15 protein-coding genes are annotated in these 20,876 nt (G+C 35.1%); 5 read left to right on the top strand and 10 right to left on the bottom strand.

Going from position 1 to position 20,876, the window contains the following annotated elements; translation table 11 throughout:
• The first annotated feature begins 18 nt into the window (after positions 1 to 18).
• Genes leuD through VDP25_RS00140 form a run of 3 tightly spaced genes read left to right on the top strand, consistent with a single transcriptional unit; the run spans position 19 to position 4,362 of the window.
• Positions 19 to 609 (top strand): 3-isopropylmalate dehydratase small subunit, encoded by a 591-nt coding sequence (leuD, locus tag VDP25_RS00150; protein WP_334465252.1) that lies wholly within the window; start codon positions 19 to 21, stop codon positions 607 to 609.
• A 45-nt stretch (positions 610 to 654) separates the two neighbouring features.
• A complete protein-coding gene (gene leuB / locus VDP25_RS00145; protein ID WP_334465251.1) occupies positions 655 to 1,773 on the top strand; it encodes a 3-isopropylmalate dehydrogenase in 1,119 nt (372 codons plus the stop codon).
• A 9-nt stretch (positions 1,774 to 1,782) separates the two neighbouring features.
• Positions 1,783 to 4,362, top strand: a complete 2,580-nt coding sequence (locus tag VDP25_RS00140) for a phosphoenolpyruvate carboxylase (protein ID WP_334465249.1) — start codon at positions 1,783 to 1,785, stop codon at positions 4,360 to 4,362.
• 183 nt (positions 4,363 to 4,545) lie between these two features.
• Here the strand turns inward: VDP25_RS00140 and VDP25_RS00135 are convergent, their stop codons facing one another.
• Both VDP25_RS00135 and VDP25_RS00130 read right to left on the bottom strand, forming a co-directional pair.
• Entirely contained in the window at positions 4,546 to 5,844 is a 1,299-nt protein-coding gene (locus VDP25_RS00135; RefSeq protein WP_418636624.1) for an ammonium transporter, read from the bottom strand.
• Positions 5,845 to 5,874: 30 nt separating this feature from the next.
• Positions 5,875 to 6,933, bottom strand: coding sequence for an outer membrane beta-barrel protein (locus tag VDP25_RS00130; RefSeq protein ID WP_334465245.1), 1,059 nt, complete (start codon positions 6,931 to 6,933; stop codon positions 5,875 to 5,877).
• 442 nt (positions 6,934 to 7,375) lie between these two features.
• Between VDP25_RS00130 and gltB the strand changes: the two genes are divergently transcribed.
• A complete protein-coding gene (gltB, locus tag VDP25_RS00125; RefSeq protein ID WP_334465243.1) occupies positions 7,376 to 11,884 on the top strand; it encodes a glutamate synthase large subunit in 4,509 nt (1,502 codons plus the stop codon).
• 77 nt (positions 11,885 to 11,961) lie between these two features.
• On the top strand, positions 11,962 to 13,425 hold the full coding sequence (locus VDP25_RS00120; protein ID WP_334465240.1) for a glutamate synthase subunit beta: 1,464 nt from the start codon (positions 11,962 to 11,964) through the stop codon (positions 13,423 to 13,425).
• A gap of 174 nt (positions 13,426 to 13,599) precedes the next feature.
• Here VDP25_RS00120 and hisIE read toward each other — a convergent pair whose 3' ends face one another.
• The 8 genes from hisIE to hisG all read right to left on the bottom strand — a co-directional run bounded on the left by hisIE (position 13,600) and on the right by hisG (position 20,735).
• Positions 13,600 to 14,187: a bifunctional phosphoribosyl-AMP cyclohydrolase/phosphoribosyl-ATP diphosphatase HisIE gene (gene hisIE, locus VDP25_RS00115; RefSeq protein ID WP_334465237.1), complete on the bottom strand. Its 588-nt coding sequence runs from the start codon at positions 14,185 to 14,187 to the stop codon at positions 13,600 to 13,602.
• Positions 14,178 to 14,936 (bottom strand): imidazole glycerol phosphate synthase subunit HisF, encoded by a 759-nt coding sequence (gene hisF / locus VDP25_RS00110; RefSeq protein WP_334465234.1) that lies wholly within the window; start codon positions 14,934 to 14,936, stop codon positions 14,178 to 14,180. The genes hisIE and hisF overlap by 10 nt, the downstream gene beginning before the upstream one ends.
• Entirely contained in the window at positions 14,930 to 15,643 is a 714-nt protein-coding gene (hisA, locus tag VDP25_RS00105) for a 1-(5-phosphoribosyl)-5-[(5-phosphoribosylamino)methylideneamino]imidazole-4-carboxamide isomerase (RefSeq protein ID WP_334465231.1), read from the bottom strand. Before hisA ends, hisF begins: the two co-directional genes overlap by 7 nt.
• A 117-nt stretch (positions 15,644 to 15,760) precedes the next feature.
• Entirely contained in the window at positions 15,761 to 16,339 is a 579-nt protein-coding gene (gene hisH / locus VDP25_RS00100) for an imidazole glycerol phosphate synthase subunit HisH (protein ID WP_334465228.1), read from the bottom strand.
• A gap of 101 nt (positions 16,340 to 16,440) precedes the next feature.
• Complete coding sequence (gene hisB / locus VDP25_RS00095) at positions 16,441 to 17,532, bottom strand: bifunctional histidinol-phosphatase/imidazoleglycerol-phosphate dehydratase HisB (RefSeq protein ID WP_334465225.1); 1,092 nt, start codon at positions 17,530 to 17,532, stop codon at positions 16,441 to 16,443.
• On the bottom strand, positions 17,532 to 18,596 hold the full coding sequence (gene hisC / locus VDP25_RS00090; protein ID WP_334465222.1) for a histidinol-phosphate transaminase: 1,065 nt from the start codon (positions 18,594 to 18,596) through the stop codon (positions 17,532 to 17,534). Before hisC ends, hisB begins: the two co-directional genes overlap by 1 nt.
• Positions 18,589 to 19,878: a histidinol dehydrogenase gene (hisD, locus tag VDP25_RS00085; RefSeq protein ID WP_334465219.1), complete on the bottom strand. Its 1,290-nt coding sequence runs from the start codon at positions 19,876 to 19,878 to the stop codon at positions 18,589 to 18,591. Before hisD ends, hisC begins: the two co-directional genes overlap by 8 nt.
• Complete coding sequence (hisG, locus tag VDP25_RS00080) at positions 19,878 to 20,735, bottom strand: ATP phosphoribosyltransferase (protein ID WP_115815982.1); 858 nt, start codon at positions 20,733 to 20,735, stop codon at positions 19,878 to 19,880. The genes hisD and hisG overlap by 1 nt, the downstream gene beginning before the upstream one ends.
• Positions 20,736 to 20,876: the final 141 nt, after the last annotated feature.

The following is a 20,876-nucleotide window of genomic DNA, read 5'->3' as shown; positions in this document are numbered from 1 at the left end:
ACTTTCGTGGGCGTTACTATGGAAAAGTTTACAACATTACAATCAAGAGCCATTCCATTACATATAGAGAATGTAGATACGGATCAAATTATACCTGCTCGTTTTTTAAAAGCAACAGATAGAGAAGGGTTTGGAAACAATGTATTTAGAGATTGGAGATATCACAAAGACGGAACAATTAATACGGATTTTGTGTTAAATGATTCAAAATACTCAGGAAGTATTTTAGTTGCTGGAGATAATTTTGGCTGCGGATCGAGTAGAGAGCATGCCGCTTGGGCTATAACAGATTTTGGATTTAAAGTTGTGGTATCTAGTTTTTTTGCTGATATATTTAAAGGAAATGCCTTAAATAATGGCTTGTTGCCAGTACAGGTTTCGCCAGCTTTTTTGAGTGACTTAATGCAGGAAATCGTGTCCAATCCAGAGACAGAATTAGTGGTTGATCTCGAAAAACAGACCATCTCAGTAAAAGATTCAGAATTATCCGAAAATTTTGAAATCGATGCCTACAAGAAAACATGTATGATCAATGGTTATGATGATATTGACTATTTGATTAATAATAAAGAACAAATTGAAGCTTTTGAAGCTCAAAAAATATATTAATAACTAAATAAGATTTTCGTTAATTCGGGAATTGATTTTTCTTCGATGAAATTAAATATAGCAATTTTACCAGGTGATGGTATTGGTCCAGAAGTAACGAATCAAGCTGTAAAAGCTTTGAAGGCGATTGCTTCAGAGTTTAATCACAATTTTAAATTTACAACAGCAGATGTGGGTGCTGTTGCCATTGATAAGCATAATGATGCTTTGCCAGAGGAAACATTAGAACTTTGTAAAAAAAGTGATGCCATTTTATTTGGAGCTATTGGTGATCCTAAATATGATAATAATCCTTCTGCAAAAGTACGACCAGAACAAGGCTTGCTGAAATTGCGCAAAGAGTTGGGATTGTATGCTAATATTAGGCCAGTAAAAGCTTATAAAACATTGCTAGATAAATCTCCGCTAAAGAAGCATATCATTCAGGGGACAGATATTTCTATTTATAGAGAATTGACTGGTGGTATTTATTTTGGTGAAAAACAGACGTCAAAAGATGGTGATTATGCTTCAGATTTATGTAGTTATTCACGTGAAGAAATAGAGCGTATTGCACATTTGGCATTTGTTGCTGCTGAACATAGAAATCATAAAGTGACTTTGGTAGATAAGGCTAATGTGTTAGAAACATCTCGACTTTGGAGACGTGTAGTTAAAGAGGTTGCGGAGCAATATCCAGATGTTACACTCGACTTTTTGTTTGTAGATAATGCAGCAATGCAAATGATTTTAAACCCAAAACAGTTCGATGTGATTTTAACAGAGAATATGTTTGGTGATATTATTAGTGATGAAGCTAGTGTTATCGGAGGTTCTATAGGATTGTTAGCTTCAGCTTCAGTTGGAGATAAATATGCGATGTTTGAACCTATTCATGGTTCATACCCTCAGGCGGCCAATAAAGGTATTGCGAATCCGATTGCGTCAATTTTATCGGCTGCTATGTTGTTGAGTCATTTTGAATTACATAATGAAGCCGAATTAATTAGGTTAGCTGTAGAAAAATCGTTAAAATTAAACATTACAACACCAGATATAAATTCGGTGGTAAATACAGTGACGACCTCTAATGTTGGTGACTTTGTTGAAGATTTTATTTACAATCCAAAAGATACTAATCTCAATTTTAAGAATATCCATTTAGGGCAGTCTACAATAATATAATTTAAGATAATGTCCACACAACCAAAATTAACACGATTCAATCAAAATGTATTGTCCAAGTATCAGATATACAATAGTATATTTATGACCTTACCTTTTGATGCGGTTACAAAAACAGGAGCGCTTTTGCCTTTGTTTCACGAAACTTGCCATAAAGGATTTGAAAATAAAGAAGATCCTACAACAATCGTTAATACTTTTTTTAAAAAATACCAAGCCAGACGCTCTTCTGAGAGTCAGGTGAATCTGTTATTTCGATTTATTCAATATATCGAAAGACAGGTCGTTTTATTCGATGCTATTGAAGATGCTGCTTTTCCTATTGTAAATAATATGGATGGTATCGGAACCTTGCGAAGTTTAAAAGAAACGGTTTCTGCTGATAATAAGTTGGAGACCCTTCGTAAATATTTAGAAGAATTTAAAGTGCGAATTGTTCTAACAGCCCATCCAACACAGTTTTATCCTGGTTCTGTTTTAGGAATTATTACAGATTTAACCGAGGCTATTCGCGAAAATGATTTATTAAGAATTAATGATTTATTGGCGCAATTAGGAAAAACACCATTTTTTAAGCACGAAAAACCATCTCCTTTTGATGAAGCAGTGAGTTTAATCTGGTATTTAGAGAATGTATTTTATAAGTCCTTTGGAGGTATATACGATTACATTCAACAGAATATATTCGATGGTGAACAAATAGAAAACAATATTATTAATATAGGTTTTTGGCCAGGAGGAGATAGAGATGGAAATCCTTTTGTAACACCAGAAATTACGCTGAAGGTTGCTGATAGATTACGACTTTCAATTATTAAAAATTATTATAGAAACGTAAGACAATTAAAGCGGAAGTTAACGTTTCAAGGAGTCGAAGATCGTATGGGTAATTTAGAGCGTGAGCTTTATAGTATCATTACAAATGAAGCTTCTGATTTAACTTTGAAGACTTTCGTTTCAGAATTAAAAGCGGTGAAGCAAATTATTATCGATAAGCATCAGTCTTTATATGTTGATGAGTTGAATAGTTTGATTAATAAAACTCATTTATTTGGATTTCATTTTGCGAATTTAGATATCAGACAAGACAGCCGAAAACACGAGCAGTTTTTTAATGATATGGTGAATGCGTTGCTTGAAAATGGAAGTGACATCTTTCCTAAAAATTATCACGAATTACCAGAACATGAACAAATTAAAATTTTATCTAAAGTTGAAGGTTCTGTAGATTTATCTTTAATAAAAGATGAAGAAACTTTAATGGCTTTAGAGACGATTAAGGCTATAAAAACCATTCAAGAAACCAATGGGGAGCAAGCTGCAAACCGTTATATAATTAGTAATAACCAATCGACTTTGCATGTCATGCAATTGTTTGCGATGTTAAAATTAGTGGCATTTCAAGACGATTTAACTGTTGATATTGGGCCATTATTTGAAACTATTACCGATTTAGAGAATGCTCCAAAAGTGATGGAGGAGTTGTATTCTAACCCTGATTACGCGAAGCATTTAAAAGCAAGAGGTAATAGGCAAACTATTATGCTTGGGTTTAGTGATGGTACCAAAGATGGTGGTTATTTAATGGCAAACTGGGCAATTTACCAAGCTAAGGAAAATTTAACCAGAGTGTCTAGAGAACATGGTGTCAAAGTAATTTTCTTTGATGGACGTGGTGGGCCGCCGGCACGTGGTGGTGGAAAAACACATAATTTTTATGCGTCTTTAGGGCCGACAATAGAAGATGAGGAAGTACAATTAACAATACAAGGTCAGACTATAAGTTCTAATTTTGGAACTTTAGAATCTGCACAATATAATTTAGAGCAATTGATTAGTTCTGGTATTGGTAACAGTTTAAGTGATGCCGATTTAAGTATGCAGCCAGAAAACAGGGAGGTTATGACGGACTTGGCGAATCGCAGTTATGAGGCGTATGCGAATTTTAAAGCGCATCCTAAATTTATTTCGTATTTAGAGCATATGAGTACGCTTAAATATTATGCGAAAACAAATATTGGTAGTCGCCCGTCTAAAAGAGGTAAATCGGAAGGTTTGGTTTTTGAAGATTTAAGAGCGATTCCTTTTGTAGGATCTTGGAGTCAATTGAAACAAAATGTGCCAGGCTTCTTTGGAGTTGGTACAGCATTGAAGCATTATGAAGATATTGGTGAGTTTGATAAAGCACAGCATTTGTTTAAAACATCTGCGTTCTTCAAAACTTTAATTGAAAATAGTATGATGTCTCTGTCTAAGTCTTTTTTCGACTTAACACGTTATATGTCTGAAGATGAAGAATACGGTGAATTTTGGAATGTAATTTATAAAGAATATGAAGTTTCAAAACGTTTGATTTTAAAACTTACGGGTTATAAGGAATTGATGCAAGAAGAGCCTTCTGGAAAAGCATCAATTGCAGTAAGAGAGTCTATTGTGTTGCCGTTATTAACGATTCAGCAATATGCTTTAAAGAAAATTCAAGAGCTTGAAAAAGCTGAGGTACGAGATGAAGAGCAGATTAAAATCTTTGAAAAGATGGTAACACGTTCTTTGTTTGGTAATATAAACGCGAGTCGTAATTCAGCATAAAAAAAACAACTAGTTTAGAATATTATAAATCCTCAGAGGTGTTGAGCTTTTGAGGATTTTTTATGCAATTATATAAAGCTGTATTAAAGCAAAAACCCCCGAAGGTTAGGCTTCGAGGGTTTTCATTCTAACAACTAAATTAATTATCAATTTAAACTTATGTGAAAGAATACAGCAAGTTGATTAGCGTTCTCTTTTTCCTGGATAAGCAATTTCACCATGTTCGGAAAGGTCAAGTCCAACAAGTTCTTCTTCTTCACTAACACGAAGACCCATTGTAGATTTTAATATTTTTAGAATGATGAATGATAGCACAACAGACCATACGCCGTAAGCTAAAACACCTGTAGCTTGAGCGCCTAATTGTGTAAATCCTCCGCCGTTGAATAGGCCTATTCCTGTTTCACCATCAATTCCCCAAAGGCCAATAACAAGTGTTCCCCAAACTCCGGCAACACCGTGAACAGAAGCAGCTCCAATAGCGTCATCAATTTTAAGTTTTTTCTCAATTATTTCTATCGAGAATACGACAATAATACCACCAATTAAACCAGCTAAAAGCGCGCCTAATGTAGACATGTTTCCGCAACCAGCAGTAATACTTACTAAACCGGCTAATGCTCCGTTTAAAGTTTGTGGTAGATTTGGTTTTCCGTACCAGATCCATGTCGTTATTAGTGCGCCTAAACCTCCGGCTGCTGCTGCTAAGTTTGTTATTAAAATAACATTAGAAGCTGCAATAGAATCGTCACCTCCCCAGGCTAATTGAGAACCTCCGTTAAATCCAAACCATCCTAACCATAGGATAAAAACACCTAAAGTTGCCAGTACTTGGTTGTGGCCTGGGATTGGCATTACTTTTCCGTCAACATATTTTCCTATTCTTGGTCCTACCATATAGGCGGCAACTAAAGCGGCCCATCCTCCAACAGAGTGTACAATTGAAGATCCTGCAAAGTCAATAAATCCGAGTTCGGTTAACCAACCAGATCCTTGCCATTGCCATCCACCAGCAATAGGGTAGATTAACGCAGTCATTACGATTGAAAATATAGCATAAGTAGAGTATTTTGTTCTACCAGCAATAGCTCCAGATACAATGGTCGCGGCTGTAGCGGCAAACATCGTTTGGAATAATAAGTCAGCTCCTTCTCCTTGCATTAGGCCACTCCAGAAAAACCATCCGTTTGAAGTGTCACCATACATTAAAGAATAGCCAACAAACCAGTAAGTTAATGAGCCAACGCAAATGTCAAGTAAATTTTTCATTGCGATATTGGCGGCGTTCTTGGAGCGGGTCATACCAGTTTCAACTAGTGTAAATCCAGCTTGCATAAAGAATACTAAGATAGCAGAGATTAGCATCCAGAGCATTCCCATGTCACTGTTTATAGCGGCAACAGCAGCTTCGACTTCAGAAGGTTGTGCAGCATCTTGCACTGTTGTAAGGGTTGGTAGTATTGTTAAAAAATTATGTATCATAATAAAAAGTGTTAGTTAGTGTTTGGTTTTTTAGAATGAGTAGATGGCAGCTAGAGTAAATGCAGCTAAGCTGCTTGCGTCTTCACCGTCAGCATCAAAATATGCTGCGTCGTTATTACTCCAAGAGTCTAACCTGATTTCTGGTTTAATGATTAAATTACTGTCTACGGTGTAGCTACCTGTTAAGGTTGCGCCGATTACGCTTGGTAAGTCTTCCCCTTCTTCAGCATGGTATCCAAAAAACTCGCCTCTTAAGCCAAGAGCAAAATCTTCAGATAATGTGTACTGTGGATATAAAGCAGCTCCATAGAATCCGTTTTTAAAATCATCATTTAATACATCTCCATTATCATCAAAAACATAAGAAGTGGTTTGGTAAGCCGCATTGATTCCTAAGAAAAAATTGTCAGACACATCAAATCCGCCAGTATAATCGACTTCAAATCCTAAGCCAGAATTAGCACCACTATCATAATATAGGTTTAAGTATTGTCCTTTGTACCCTAATTGAGCGCCAAATGAATATTCGCCAGTTGTCGACGTGTCGTTGGTGTCCCAAGGATTCATAACGGCAAGCATTAGGCTAAAGTCATCAGATAATGCAAAATCTGCTTTTAAGCCAACATGAGAAAAAGGACCGTTAGAGAATAAATAAGATGTGCTGTAGTTAAAGTTTGCTGCTGGAGCAATAACTTCGTACCCTAAAAACGTATTAAAACGTCCGAATGTTAATGTTGTAGTTTCAGAAACGTTCCAATAAGCATAGGCTTGGTTTACAATGCCATCAACAATGTCGTTGCTAAATGTGGCATCACCACCTCTTGGTCCTGTAACCAGGTCAAGTACAGCGCCTACTTTACCACTTTCGTAGTTAGCGATTATATTTCCCATGCCTAAGGCAAATCCTGTTTGTCCAGCGAATGCGGTTCCAAATGTTTGTCCAGAATCGTCAGAAGCGGTGAGGTAAGTTTGGTAATACGCGTCAACGCTTCCGCTTATTGTAAAAGATTTTTCTTTAATCTCTTCTGTTTCTTGAGCTGTTAAAACTACAGACATAGCAAGTAGTGTTAGAGTGAGAATTTTTTTCATAATGATGTATTTTGTGTAGTTAGTTCGTTTCAAATCTATATAATCTTTATTTATACCCCCTAAAAATATAGGGTAAATAGTTAATTTTTATGAAATTGTAATTTTTAACCCTGTTAATTTGGGGGTTAAAATTAATTTAAGCTATATTTTTATTATATCAACAATTGAGGTTTTTGTATTTTTCATTAAAAAGCGTGTTTTTGTGATTTATTTTCAATGTTTTATTTGTTTTTAAATTGTTTTCTTATTGTATTGGTTTTTTTGTTGGTGATTTGTTATTATTGATTTAGCATTCAGATGTCGTGTTAATTAGATTTACCGCAATCATTTTAATGCTTATTGTGAATTCTTGAAAAGTGTTTCTACTTTTTTTTTAATCGAATTATAGCTTCTATATTAGAGATGTAATAAGGGGTAAAAACCTTTAAAATTTTTCTGAATTATGTTTAAGAAGCAAGGACTTTATTTACCGGAATTTGAACACGAAAATTGTGGTGCTGGATTCATCTGTAATCTAAAGGGAGAGAAGACAAATCAAATTATACATGACGCCTTAGAAATACTGGTAAAACTAGAGCATCGAGGAGGTGTAAGTGCTGATGGAAAAACAGGTGATGGAGCAGGTCTTTTAATAGATATTCCTCATGCTTATTTTAAGCGTGTTTGTGGGTTTAAAGTGCCAGTAAAAGGGAAGTATGCTGTAGGTATGGTTTTCTTGCCAAAAAACAGAAATCAATATAAGTTTTGCAAGGATACTTTTGAGAAAGAAATTATAGCTCAAGGACTCTCTGTAATTGGATGGAGAGAAGTGCCTGTAGATTCTACACAATTAGGTGAAATCGCCTTAGCTTCAGAACCTAATATAGAACAACTTTTTGTTGGAAAATCTAACGAAGTTTCTGAGGCAGATTTTAAAGCAAAACTCTATGCAGCACGTAAGATCACAGAGCATACCGTTAGAAAATCTAAGATGTCGCAAAGCTCTTATTTTTATGTGTCTAGTTTATCAATGAATACACTGATATATAAAGGTATTATTATGCCAGAAGATATAGGTCCTTATTACAAAGATTTACAAGAAGACGATTTAGTAACACGTTTGGCTTTAGTGCACCAACGTTTTTCTACCAATACGATGCCTACTTGGGAGTTAGCGCAACCATTTCGATTTATGTGTCAGAATGGAGAAATAAATACCCTTCGTGGAAATATTAGTAGAATGCGTGTGCGTGAGGAAATCATGAAAAGTGAGGTCTTTGGTCCGCAAATAGAAAAATTATTCCCAATTATCTTACCAGGAAAATCAGATTCAGCTTCTATGGACATGGTGGTAGAATTGTTGACACACACAGGGCGTTCATTACCTGAAGTCATGATGATGATGATTCCTGAAGCATGGGAAAAACACAAAACCATGTCGCCAGAACGAAAAGCATTTTACGACTATAATGCTTGTATTATGGAACCTTGGGATGGACCAGCTTCTGTGCCATTTACAGATGGGAATTATATTGGGGCATTATTAGATAGAAACGGTTTAAGGCCGTCACGATATACAGTGACTAAAAGTGGTAAATTGATTATGTCTTCAGAAATTGGTGTTGTAGATATTGCACCAGAAGATGTTGAAAGTCACGGTCGTTTAGAGCCTGGAAAAATGTTTTTAGTAGACATGAACCAAGGTCGAATTATTAATGACGAAGAAATAAAAAGTAAAATTGTTAGAGAAAGACCATATCAAGAATGGTTAGATAAAACGAGATTACACTTAAAAGATATTCCGTATACTGGTGAAACCTGTCCGATTGAAACTCTAGATATAAAAACAAGACAACGTTTATTTAATTATACGTTCGAAGATATTCAAGAAGTTATTACGCCAATGGCTATAAATTCTAAGGAAGCTTTAGGTTCTATGGGGACTGACACACCTTTAGCCGTTTTATCTAATAAACCGCAATTAATTTCAAACTACTTTAAGCAATTATTTGCTCAGGTTACCAATCCACCTTTAGATGGAATTCGTGAAGAAATTGTTACAGATATTAGTTTGTCTTTAGGAAAGGATAGAAACATTTTTAGTATTACCGAAAGGCAATGTAGAAAATTGAAAATTCAGAATCCAGTAATTTCAAATGACGATTTAGCTAAAATTAGAAATATTAAAGTTGAAGGCTTTAAAGCTGAAACCATCGAGATGTTATATCAAAAAGATAAAGGTCTTAATGGTTTAGAAGATGCTTTAGACAGCATAATAGTTCAAATTGAAAAAGCTTTAGTTAGAAAAACAAACATTATAATCTTATCAGATAGAGGTGTTAGTAAAGAAATGGCGCCAATTCCACCATTATTAGCTTGTTCTTATGTAAGCCATCAGATGAATCGTTTACGTAAGCGTTCATATTTCGATATTATTATCGAATCTGCAGAACCACGTGAGCCACATCATTTTGCAACATTATTTGGTTATGGAGCAAGTGCTGTAAATCCTTATATGGTAAATGAAATCATTAGAGCGCAAGTTAAAGAGGGTTTTATCACTGGTATGGATGAGCAAAAGGCGGTTGATAATTTCAATAAAGCTATCGGAAAAGGAATACTGAAAGTAATGAATAAAATAGGAATCTCAACCTTACGTTCTTACAGAGGTTCTCAGATTTTTGAAATCGTAGGGTTTAATTCTCAATTTGTTGAAAAATATTTTCCGTATACAGCTTCAAGAATCGAAGGTATAGGATTATATGAAATTGAAAAAGAAATAGAAAAGCGCTATAAATTTGCCTATCCAAATACCGAAGTTGATAAGCGATTAGGTCTAAATATTGGTGGAGATTATAGATGGAGACGAAATGGTGAAAAGCATTTGTTTAACCCAACTACGGTTGCAAAATTACAACAAGCTGTGAGATTGAGTGACCAAGCGAGTTACGATGTGTATGCAAAAGCCATTAATGAACAGTCAGAAAATTTAATGACCATTCGTGGGTTGTTTGAATTTAATAATATTGACCCAATTCCTATTGAAGAAGTAGAACCTTGGACAGATATCGTAAAACGATTTAAAACAGGTGCGATGTCATACGGTTCAATTTCGCGTGAAGCGCATGAAAATTTAGCCATTGCCATGAACAGAATTGGAGGAAAATCTAATTCAGGTGAAGGAGGAGAAGACCGAAGACGTTTTCAACCCGATGTCAATGGCGATAGCAGAAATTCTGCCATTAAGCAAGTGGCTTCTGGTCGTTTTGGAGTAACCTCTCACTATTTAACCAACGCTAAAGAGATTCAAATAAAAATGGCTCAAGGTGCAAAACCTGGAGAAGGTGGTCAGTTACCTGGTGAAAAAGTATTGCCATGGATTGCTGCAGCTCGAAATTCTACACCATTTGTAGGTTTAATTTCACCACCACCACATCACGATATTTATTCAATTGAAGATTTAGCACAATTAATTTACGATTTAAAAAATGCAAATCGAGAAGCTAGAATTAATGTAAAATTAGTGTCAGAAGTTGGAGTAGGTACCATTGCTGCAGGTGTAGCGAAAGCAAAAGCAGATGTGGTGCTTATTTCAGGATACGATGGCGGAACAGGAGCATCACCTCTAACCTCTTTAAAACATGCGGGCTTGCCTTGGGAATTAGGTTTAGCAGAAGCACAACAAACCTTAGTACTTAATAATTTAAGAAGTCGAATTGTTGTTGAATGTGATGGGCAATTAAAAACAGGTCGTGATGTCGCTATTGCAGCATTATTAGGAGCGGAAGAGTTCGGATTTGCAACAGCACCTTTAGTGGCTTCTGGTTGTATTATGATGCGTAAATGTCATTTAAATACCTGTCCTGTTGGTATCGCAACTCAAGATAAAGAGTTGCGTAAAAACTTTAAAGGGACACCAGAGCATGTTATTAATTTCTTCTATTATATCGCAGAGGAATTAAGAGGTATTATGGCAGAACTAGGTTTTCGATCTATGGCAGAAATGATTGGTCAAACACATAAAATTAATGCTAATAAAGCCATTAAGCATTATAAAGCTAAGGGCTTAGATTTATCTTCTATTTTATACCGACCAGAAGCTTATAGTAAGATGACGGTTAAGAATACTGAGAAGCAAGAACATAATTTAGATAATGTTTTAGATTTCAAAATTCTAAAAGATTCGCATCGCGCTTTATATCGAAAAGAGCAGATGTCGTTAGCTTATCCAATAAAGAATACGAATAGAACGGTTGGTGCGATTGTAAGTAATGAAATTTCAAAAATCTATGGACATTTAGGATTACCTGAAGATACCTTAAATATAAATTTTGAAGGTTCTGCAGGACAAAGTTTTGGAGCGTTTGGAGCACACGGATTGACTTTTAAACTTGAAGGAAATACAAATGATTATTTAGGGAAAGGATTATCTGGAGCTAAGTTAATTGTTAAGAAGCCAACGAAAGCAGATTTCAAAGCAGAAGACAATATCATTATTGGTAATGTTTGCTTATTTGGTGCGGTCGAAGGACAAGCGTATATCAATGGAATTGCAGGAGAACGTTTTGCAGTTAGAAATTCGGGTGCAACAGCAGTTGTAGAAGGTGTAGGTGACCATTGTTGTGAATACATGACAGGTGGAAAAGTGGTTGTTCTTGGTAAAACAGGACGAAATTTTGCTGCAGGTATGAGTGGAGGAATAGCATATGTATATGACCCAGAGAACAAATTTGTTAATGGATTATGTAATACCGAAACCATAGAATTTGAAAAGATTCTGAAGAAAGATGCTAACGATTTAAAAGCGGTAATTGAAAAGCATGTAAAATATACAGATAGTCAATTAGGTAAATCTCTATTGGAAGATTGGGAAACAAGCTTGAAGAATTTTGTTCGGGTGATGCCAACGGAATACAAACGTGCTTTAAAACGTTTAGAGACAGAAGAACAAATGGTTGAAGAATTGGTGTAAGCTAAGGGAGAAGATAAAAGTGATAATACAATTAAATTTAGAAAGCAGGATGAGATTCCTGCCTTCGCAGGAATAAAATGGGAAAAGTAACAGGTTTTAAAGAATTTGAAAGAAAAGATGAGTCATACAAGCCAGTAAAGGATCGTGTAAAGCATTATAATGAATTTACTGTGCCTTTAAAGGATAAAGATCTTCAAGAGCAAGGGTCACGTTGTATGGATTGCGGCATTCCATTTTGTCATAGTGGTTGTCCGCTTGGGAATCTAATTCCAGATTTTAATCATATGGTACACCAAGGCGAATGGCAAAAAGCCTCTTGGATATTACACTCAACAAATAACTTCCCAGAGTTTACAGGTCGTTTGTGTCCTGCACCTTGCGAGCAAGCATGTGTTTTGGGTATTATTGAAGATCCAGTTTCTATAGAAAATATCGAAAAAAATATTGTTGAACGTGCCTTTAAAGAAGGTTGGATTAAACCGCAGCCACCTAAAACCAGAACAGGAAAAACAATTGCAATTGTTGGTTCTGGTCCAGCAGGTTTAGCTGCAGCGCAACAATTAAACAGAGCTGGTCATACAGTAACGGTTTTTGAACGTGATGATGCTATTGGTGGATTATTACGCTACGGAATTCCAAATTTTAAAATGGAAAAAGGCATTATAGATCGGCGTTTAGCCATTTTGGAAGCTGAAGGTATTGTGTTTAAAACCAATGTTAATGTTGGTGTGAATTATGATGTTGAAGATTTAAAAAAGTTTGATGCTGTCGTACTTTGTGGCGGTGCAACTGAAAGAAGAAGTTTACCAACACCTGGTGTCGATGCAGATGGCGTAGTGCAAGCGATGGACTTCCTAACGCAACAAACTAAAGTTGTTTTCGGTCAGAAAGTAAAAGATCAAGTTTTAGCAACTGGCAAGAATGTTATAGTAATTGGAGGTGGAGATACAGGATCAGATTGTATAGGTACATCGAATCGTCAAGGTGCAAAATCGGTAGTTAATTTTGAAATTATGCCAAAACCACCAGGACATCGTTCACCGGCAACACCTTGGCCATATTGGCCGTTGCAATTAAAAACGTCAACATCTCATAAAGAAGGTGTGGAGCGTAATTGGTTAATCAACACTAAAGAGTTTGTAACAAATGCTAAAGGTAAATTAACAGCTTTAAAAACGGTAAATGTAGAATGGGAAATGGTGCCAGGAGAACGTCCTAAACTGATTGAAGTTGCAGGTACAGAAAAAACATGGAAATGTGATTTAGCATTATTAGCGCTTGGTTTTACAGGTCCAGAATCTACTATTGCAGATAAACTAGGTTTAGAAAGAGATGTGCGTTCTAATTACAAAGCAACCTACGGAAAATACCAAACCAATATTCCAAATATATTCACAGCTGGCGATATGCGCAGAGGACAATCCTTAATTGTTTGGGCAATTTCGGAAGGTAGAGAAGCGGCTCGTCAAGTAGATATGTATTTAATGGGTAAATCCGATTTAGCCACTAAAAATGAAGAAGGCGATTTAGTTGGAGTTTAATTATATAAAATCATTCTACTGCTATCAATTTCTAAGGGTAAGTCTAATTTTAGGGTAGAAGTTAAAAGCATCTGTTTTCAGATGCTTTTTTGTGTTCTAGAAAGGTTTTGAAAACCTTTCGGGATTTTTTTATTAGATGATGATTCAATCAATAAGTATGTGGAATAAAAGGATTTACCGTTGTCGGCTTTCCAATACATTCTCAATGTCTTCAAGCGTAAACCCTTTAGCTTTCAGTAAAATTAAATAATGGTACATTAAGTCGGCTGCTTCATTCTTAAATAAATCGGCATCGTCATCTTTGGCTTCAATAACCAATTCTACAGCTTCTTCACCTACTTTTTGAGCAACTTTGTTAATGCCGCTTTTGTATAATTTGTTGGTATAAGAATTCTCATCGTTAGTATCAATTCGGTCACTGATAGTTTGCTGCAATTCATATAAAAAACCTTTGGCCGTTTCTTCTTTAAAACAAGAGGTGCTTCCTGTGTGGCATGTTGGTCCTTTAGGTTCTGCTTTAATTAAAATAGTATCGTTATCGCAGTCAATTTGAATGTCTTTAACTATTAAGAAATTACCAGATGCTTCGCCTTTGGTCCAAAGTCTGTTTTTGCTTCTGCTAAAAAAAGTGACTTTGTTTTCGGCTTTAGTTTTATTGAAGGCTTCCAAATTCATGTAACCTAACATTAATACTTGTAAGGTGTTATTATTTTGAATAATGACAGGGACAAGTCCGTTGTCTTTTGAAAAATCTATGTCCATCGTATTGCTATGTTTTCGTTTTTTAAATACTGTTTTAATTCTGGAATTGGAATTTCACCATAATGAAAAATGCTTGCTGCCAATCCTGCACTTGCTTGCGTGTTTTCAAACAAGGTTTTAAAATGTTTTTTAGTTCCTGCTCCTCCTGAAGCAATTACCGGAATATTAACAGAGGCGCTTACTTTTTTAGTAATATCAAGAGCAAAACCTGCTTTGGTACCGTCGTTATTCATAGAAGTAAGTAGTATTTCACCAGCTCCTAAAGCTTCAACTTGTTGTACCCAATCTAATGTTTTTAATGGTGTTGCTGTGCGTCCTCCATGTACAAATACCATCCATTCGTCATCTATAAATTTTGTATCGATGGCAACAACCACGCATTGACTCCCGAATTCGTTGGCGATTTCAGTAATCAATTTAGGGTTTTTAACGGCTGAAGAATTCACACTCACTTTATCTGCTCCAGCTTTTATAATTGCAGAAACATCTTCAATAGAATTGATGCCACCTCCAACGGTAAACGGAATATTAATTTCTTCAGCAATATGAGTCACCAATTCTACTAATGTTTTTCGCTTTTCAATTGTAGCTGTAATATCTAAAAATACCAATTCATCAGCACCTTGAGCCACGTAGCTTTTCGCCAATTCAATTGGGTCGCCAGCATCGATAATATCCACAAAATTGATGCCTTTTACGGTTCTTCCATCTTGGATATCAAGACAAGGTATAATTCGTTTTTTTAGCATAATTTCTGAAGTTCTTTAAGTGTTATATTGCCTTCGTAAATGGCCTTTCCTAGAATTACTCCTTCGCAACCTATGGCATTTACCAATTCTAAATCTTGCATAGAAGACACACCTCCACTTGCAATTAGTTTTACATTCGATTTTGAAATAATTTCGGTGTATAATGCGTTTGAAGTGCCTTGTAGCATGCCATCTTTTGAGATATCTGTACAAATTACATATTGAATGCCTTTTGATTCATAATCGTTTATAAAATCAACAACATTTAATTCTGAAGCTTCCAACCAACCATTGGTAGCAATTTTTCGGTCTTTGCAATCGGCTCCTAAAATTATTTTTTCAGAGCCATATTTATCTAGCCATGCTAAAAATACATCTGGATTATTGGCAGCAATACTTCCTCCTGTAATTTGATGCGCTCCGCATTCAAATGCAATTCTTAAATCGTCATCAGATTTTAAGCCGCCTCCAAAATCAACCTTTAAATTGGTTTTTGTGGTAATGCTTTCTAATATGTTATGATTGACAATATGTTTAGATTTGGCTCCATCTAAATCTACTAAATGTAAATATTCAATGCCATTAGCTTCAAAGGCCTTGGCTACTTCTAAAGGGTTTTCGTTATATACTTTTTTTGTGTTATAATCTCCCTTTGTGAGTCTAACACATTTTCCGTCTATGATGTCTATTGCTGGTATGATTCTCATTTTATTCCTGCGAAAGCAGGAATCTCATCCTTACTCTCTTGTTTTTATTACTACTTCTTTTTATTACTTGATTAGACCTGCGAGGTTTTTAAAACCTGCGAGGTCTGCATTATCTTTTTACAACTCTAAAAAATTCTTTAATAATTGTGTACCAACATCAGCCGATTTTTCTGGGTGAAATTGTGTGGCGTAAAAATTATTGTGCTGTATTGCTGTTGCAAATGGTTTTATATAATTGCAAGTTGCAATAGTTTGCTCATTTTTTTTAGCATAATAACTGTGTACATAATACATGTCGCTTTCGGGTTTTATATGTTGAAAAAGTTCGCCTTTTACTTCAGCAAAACTATTCCAACCGATATGAGGTACTTTCTCTTTTGGTGGAAATTTTTTCACTTGTGTATTAAAAATCCCTAAACATTTGGTGTCACCTTCTTCACTATAATCACACATTAATTGTAAGCCTAAGCAAATACCAAGCATAGGTTTTTCGATGGATCTAATGACGTCGTCAAGTCCTTTGTCTTTTAAATATTTCATAGCTGAACTCGCTTCTCCTACACCTGGGAAAATAACTTTATCAGCATTTAATATCTCGGTTTTATCATCTGTAATCATACTCTCATAACCTAAACGATTGAGAGCATTTTGGACAGAACGAATATTACCTGCGTTGTATTTTATAATTGCAATCATTTTTTGTTCCTATTTTTAAAACACCCCTAAAGTCCCCTCAAGGGGACAATCCGAGAATTAATCATTATTTTTATTTTCAAATTTTAGTTCGTATTCATCATCTAAAGGCTTCCTTTTGTGCTTGGTATTGAAAAATTATTGGTCTTTGAAACTGCCATTTTTATAGCTTTAGCAAAGGCTTTAAAAATGGATTCAATCTTATGGTGTTCATTGTCGCCTTCAGCCTTAATATTTAAATTACATTTAGAGGCATCGCTAAAAGATTTAAAAAAGTGCATAAACATCTCAGTTGGCATTTCTCCAATCATTTCACGTTTAAATTCTGGTTCCCAAACCAACCAAGGTCTGCCTCCAAAATCGATGGCAACCTGTGCTAGGCAATCGTCCATTGGTAATAAAAAACCATAGCGTTCAATACCGCGTTTGCTTCCTAAAGCTTCAATAAAAGCTTCACCAAAGGTTATGGCAACATCTTCTATGGTGTGGTGTTCGTCTATTTCTAAATCTCCATCCACTTTTACAAATAAATCGATATTTCCATGTTTTGAAATTTGTTCTAACATGTGGTCAAAGAATCCTAATCCTGTAGAAATATTACTTTTTCCAGAACCATCTAAATTAATGTCAACCTGGATATCAGTTTCATTGGTTTTTCTAACAATAGTTGCGGTTCTTGGAATCGCTTTTAAATAATTGTAAATTTCTTCCCATGAGGTGGTATTCAAAATGGCATAATCGCTACCTTCCGAATTTATGTAAATGCCTTTACTTCCTAGGTTTTTAGCCAATTCAATATCTGTAGCTCTGTCTCCAATGACAAAAGAATTTTTTAAATCGTAATTGCCGTGAATGTATTTGTTAAGTAAGCCTGTTCTGGGTTTTCGAGTTGGTGCATTGTCTTCAGGAAAACTTTTATCAATTAGTATTTCTGAGAATTCTACACCTTCATTTTTAAAGGCTTGAATGATTTTATTTTGTGCTGGCCAAAAGGTGTCTTCAGGAAACGAATCTGTTCCTAAACCATCTTGGTTGGTCACCATAACGAGCTCGTAATCGAACTCTTTTGCGATTCTTGATAGCCATTGAAAAACACCAGGATAAAATTCTAATTTTTCTAAACTATCGAGTTGAAAATCGATTGGTGGTTCTATGACTAATGTGCCGTCTCTGTCTATGAATAAAACTTTTTTCATTATTTGGTCGTATTGAGACCTGACAGGTTTTTAAAACCTATCAGGCCTGTTAGTGCTTTTATTAATTTCTTATTCTCTTCAGGTCTTCCAACCGTAATTCTTATACAATTCTCTACCAGACTATTTCGGTTTCTGGTGATCACTTTTTGTTCCACTAAGTTTTGGTATAGTTCATTGGCATCATCAACTTCAACCAATAAAAAATTAGCATCAGATGGATATATTTTTTTTATAATGTCTAAGGTTTTCAATTCTTGAATCAATAGCGCTTTCTCATCAAGAATGATTTGCTTATTGGCTTCAAAATCTTTTCGATTTTCTAAGGCTTCAATAGCAGCAGTTTCATTTAACTTACTAATATTGTAAGGCATCTTAACATTATTGAGTAATTGAATAATCTCGTCGTTAGCATATGCAATTCCTATTCTTGCAGCTGCTAAAGCCCAAGCTTTACTAAATGTTTGGATAACGATAAGGTTAGGATAGGCTTCAAAAGAATTTTGCCAAGATTGCTGATCACTAAAATCTGCATAAGCTTCATCAATAATCACAATACCCTTGAAATTTTTTAAGATGAATTCAATGTCTGATTTATTAAAACAATTCCCTGTAGGATTGTTTGGTGAGCAGATGAATATGAGTTTTAGATTTTCATCTTCGAAATATGATGTTAAATCATTTCTGTTAATCTGAAATTCATCATTTAGCGGAAGTGTTATTAATGCAATATCATTGATGTCTGCAGCGACTTGATACATGCCAAATGTTGGTGTAAACGTGAGTGCTTTATCTTTTCCTGGATTGCAAAAAATGCGATAAATAAGGTCTATAATTTCGTCACTACCATTTCCAACAAAAGTATTGTTGTTTGCTATGCCATTATATGCTGTTAGCTTTTGTTTTAGGTTTTTTTGATCTGAATTAGGGTAGCGATTCAAAGTGCCAAACGGATTTTCGTTGGCATCTAAAAATACACCTTCATCACCTTTAAATTCATCGCGAGCGCTAGAGTATGGCTTAAGCGCCAATATATTTGGTCTAACTAAGGTCTTTAAATCAAACATTGTTTATCTGTTTTAATCTTAATGTTACGGCGTTTTTGTGTGCATCTAATCCTTCGGCTTTAGCCATTAATTCTATTGTAGGACCAATATTTTTTATGCCTTCTTTATTTAAATTTTGAAACGTAATTTTCTTTACAAAACTATCTAAGGATACTCCACTGTAATTTCTTGCATGTCCATTTGTTGGTAAGGTATGATTAGTGCCACTTGCATAATCTCCAGCACTTTCGCAACTGTATTTTCCTAAAAATACAGAACCTGCATTTGTAATGTGTTCTATATAATCTGAAGCATTATCTGTAGCAATGATTAAATGTTCTGGTGCATACAAATTACTGAATTCGATGCATTCGTTTATTGAATTTAATTGAATAGCACGACTTATCTTTAGAGCTTTTTCGGCAATGGCTTTTCGAGGTAATTGGCTAAGTTGTTTGTCTAATTCTGCGATGGTTTGATTGATAATATTTTCATCATCTGATACTAATATCACCTGACTATCTGCTCCATGTTCTGCTTGTGACAATAAATCTGCTGCGACAAATTCTGGATTACTCGTTTTATCTGCGATTACCAAAACCTCACTAGGACCAGCAGGCATATCTATAGCCACTCCTTGTTGTTGAATCAATTCTTTTGCCTTAGTCACAAATTGATTTCCTGGGCCGAATATTTTATATACTTGCGGAATAGATTCCGTACCATAAGCCATAGCAGCAATAGCTTGTGCGCCACCAACTTTATATATTTTTGAAATACCAACAAGATTTGCGGTATATAAAATGGCAGGATTTATATGGCCTTTCTTATTTGGTGGAGAACATAATATAATTTCTTTACAACCTGCTAATTGAGCCGGAATACCAAGCATTAAGATTGTTGAAAATAGGGGAGCGGAACCTCCAGGAATGTATAAGCCTACTTTTTCAATTCCAACAGATCGTCTCCAGCACTTAACTCCTTTTGTGGTTTCAATGATTTGTTCTTTTTCTTTTTGACTTTTATGAAATGTTTCAATATTCTGTTTCGCTAAATTGATGGCATTTTTCAAATCTTGAGGTATTTGATTTTTTGCAGTTTCAATTTCGTTAGCATCAATTTGAATAGTGTCTAATTTCGTTTTGTCAAATTTCTCAGCATATTTAAATAAGGCTTGATCCTTATTGTTTTTAACATCTTTTAGAATGTCAATTACAATATCATCAAGATCTTGTTGTTCTAAAATGGGACGCTTTACTAGCGTATTCCAGTCTGATTTGTTTGGATTTTTATATACTCTCATTATAGCACCATTTTATCAATAGGAACGACTAAAATACCTTCTGCTCCTGCGTTTTTAAGGGCGTCAATATTATTCCAAAATTTTTCTTCTTCAATTACAGAGTGTAATGAACTCCAACCTTCTTGTGCTAGAGGTAGTATTGTTGGACTTCTTAAAACCGGAAGAATTGCAGTGACTTCATCAATCTTAGAAGTTGGTACGTTCATTAAGACGTAGCGCGAATTTTTTGCTCTTAAAACCGCTTGGATTCTGAATATGAGCTTTTCTAGAATAGCTTCTTTTTCCGCATTAAGATTGCGATTTTTTGCTAAAACGGCTTCGGATTTTAGTATCACTTGAGTTTCCCTTAAACCATTTTTAAAAAGTGTGCTTCCAGAACTTACGATATCACAAACACCATCTGCTAAGCCAATATTTGGCGCGATTTCTACAGAACCAGAAATGACATGAATGTCGGCTTCTATATTGTTTTTCTTTAAATACGTCTGAAGTGTGTTAGGGTAAGAGGTTGCAATTTTTTTTCCATTGAAGTAAGCGGCTTCATCGATTTCAATCCGCTTAGGAACAGCTAGTGAAACTCTACATTTGGCGAAGCCTAGTTTTTCAACGACTTCCGCTTGTTTCTGTTTTTCAATTAGAATATTTTCACCAATAATAGCGATATCTACAACACCATCTTCAATATATTGTGGGATATCTGAATTTCGCAAATACAAGACTTCTAAAGGGAAATTACGTGCTGAAACTTTCAGTTGATCTTTTCCGTTGTCTATTTTTATACCACAATCTTTTAAGAGTTCTAGAGAGTCTTGGTTTAATCTTCCGCTTTTCTGAATAGCAATTTTTAATTTATTCATTTTTAGTTTTTTAAATCTGAATAAACCAAACGTGTAGAACTAAAAAACCCGTCTGAATTTATTCAGACGGGTTTTGAAATATTTTAAATTACATATATCAATTCCTGCTCGCCTGAATGCAAGTATGAAAATGATGATGAT

Source organism: Winogradskyella sp. ECml5-4, from assembly GCF_036903175.1.
GTDB lineage: Bacteria > Bacteroidota > Bacteroidia > Flavobacteriales > Flavobacteriaceae > Winogradskyella > Winogradskyella damuponensis.
The sequence above is the reverse complement of the archived record's forward strand: the minus strand, read 5'-3'. Positions and strand labels throughout refer to the sequence as shown.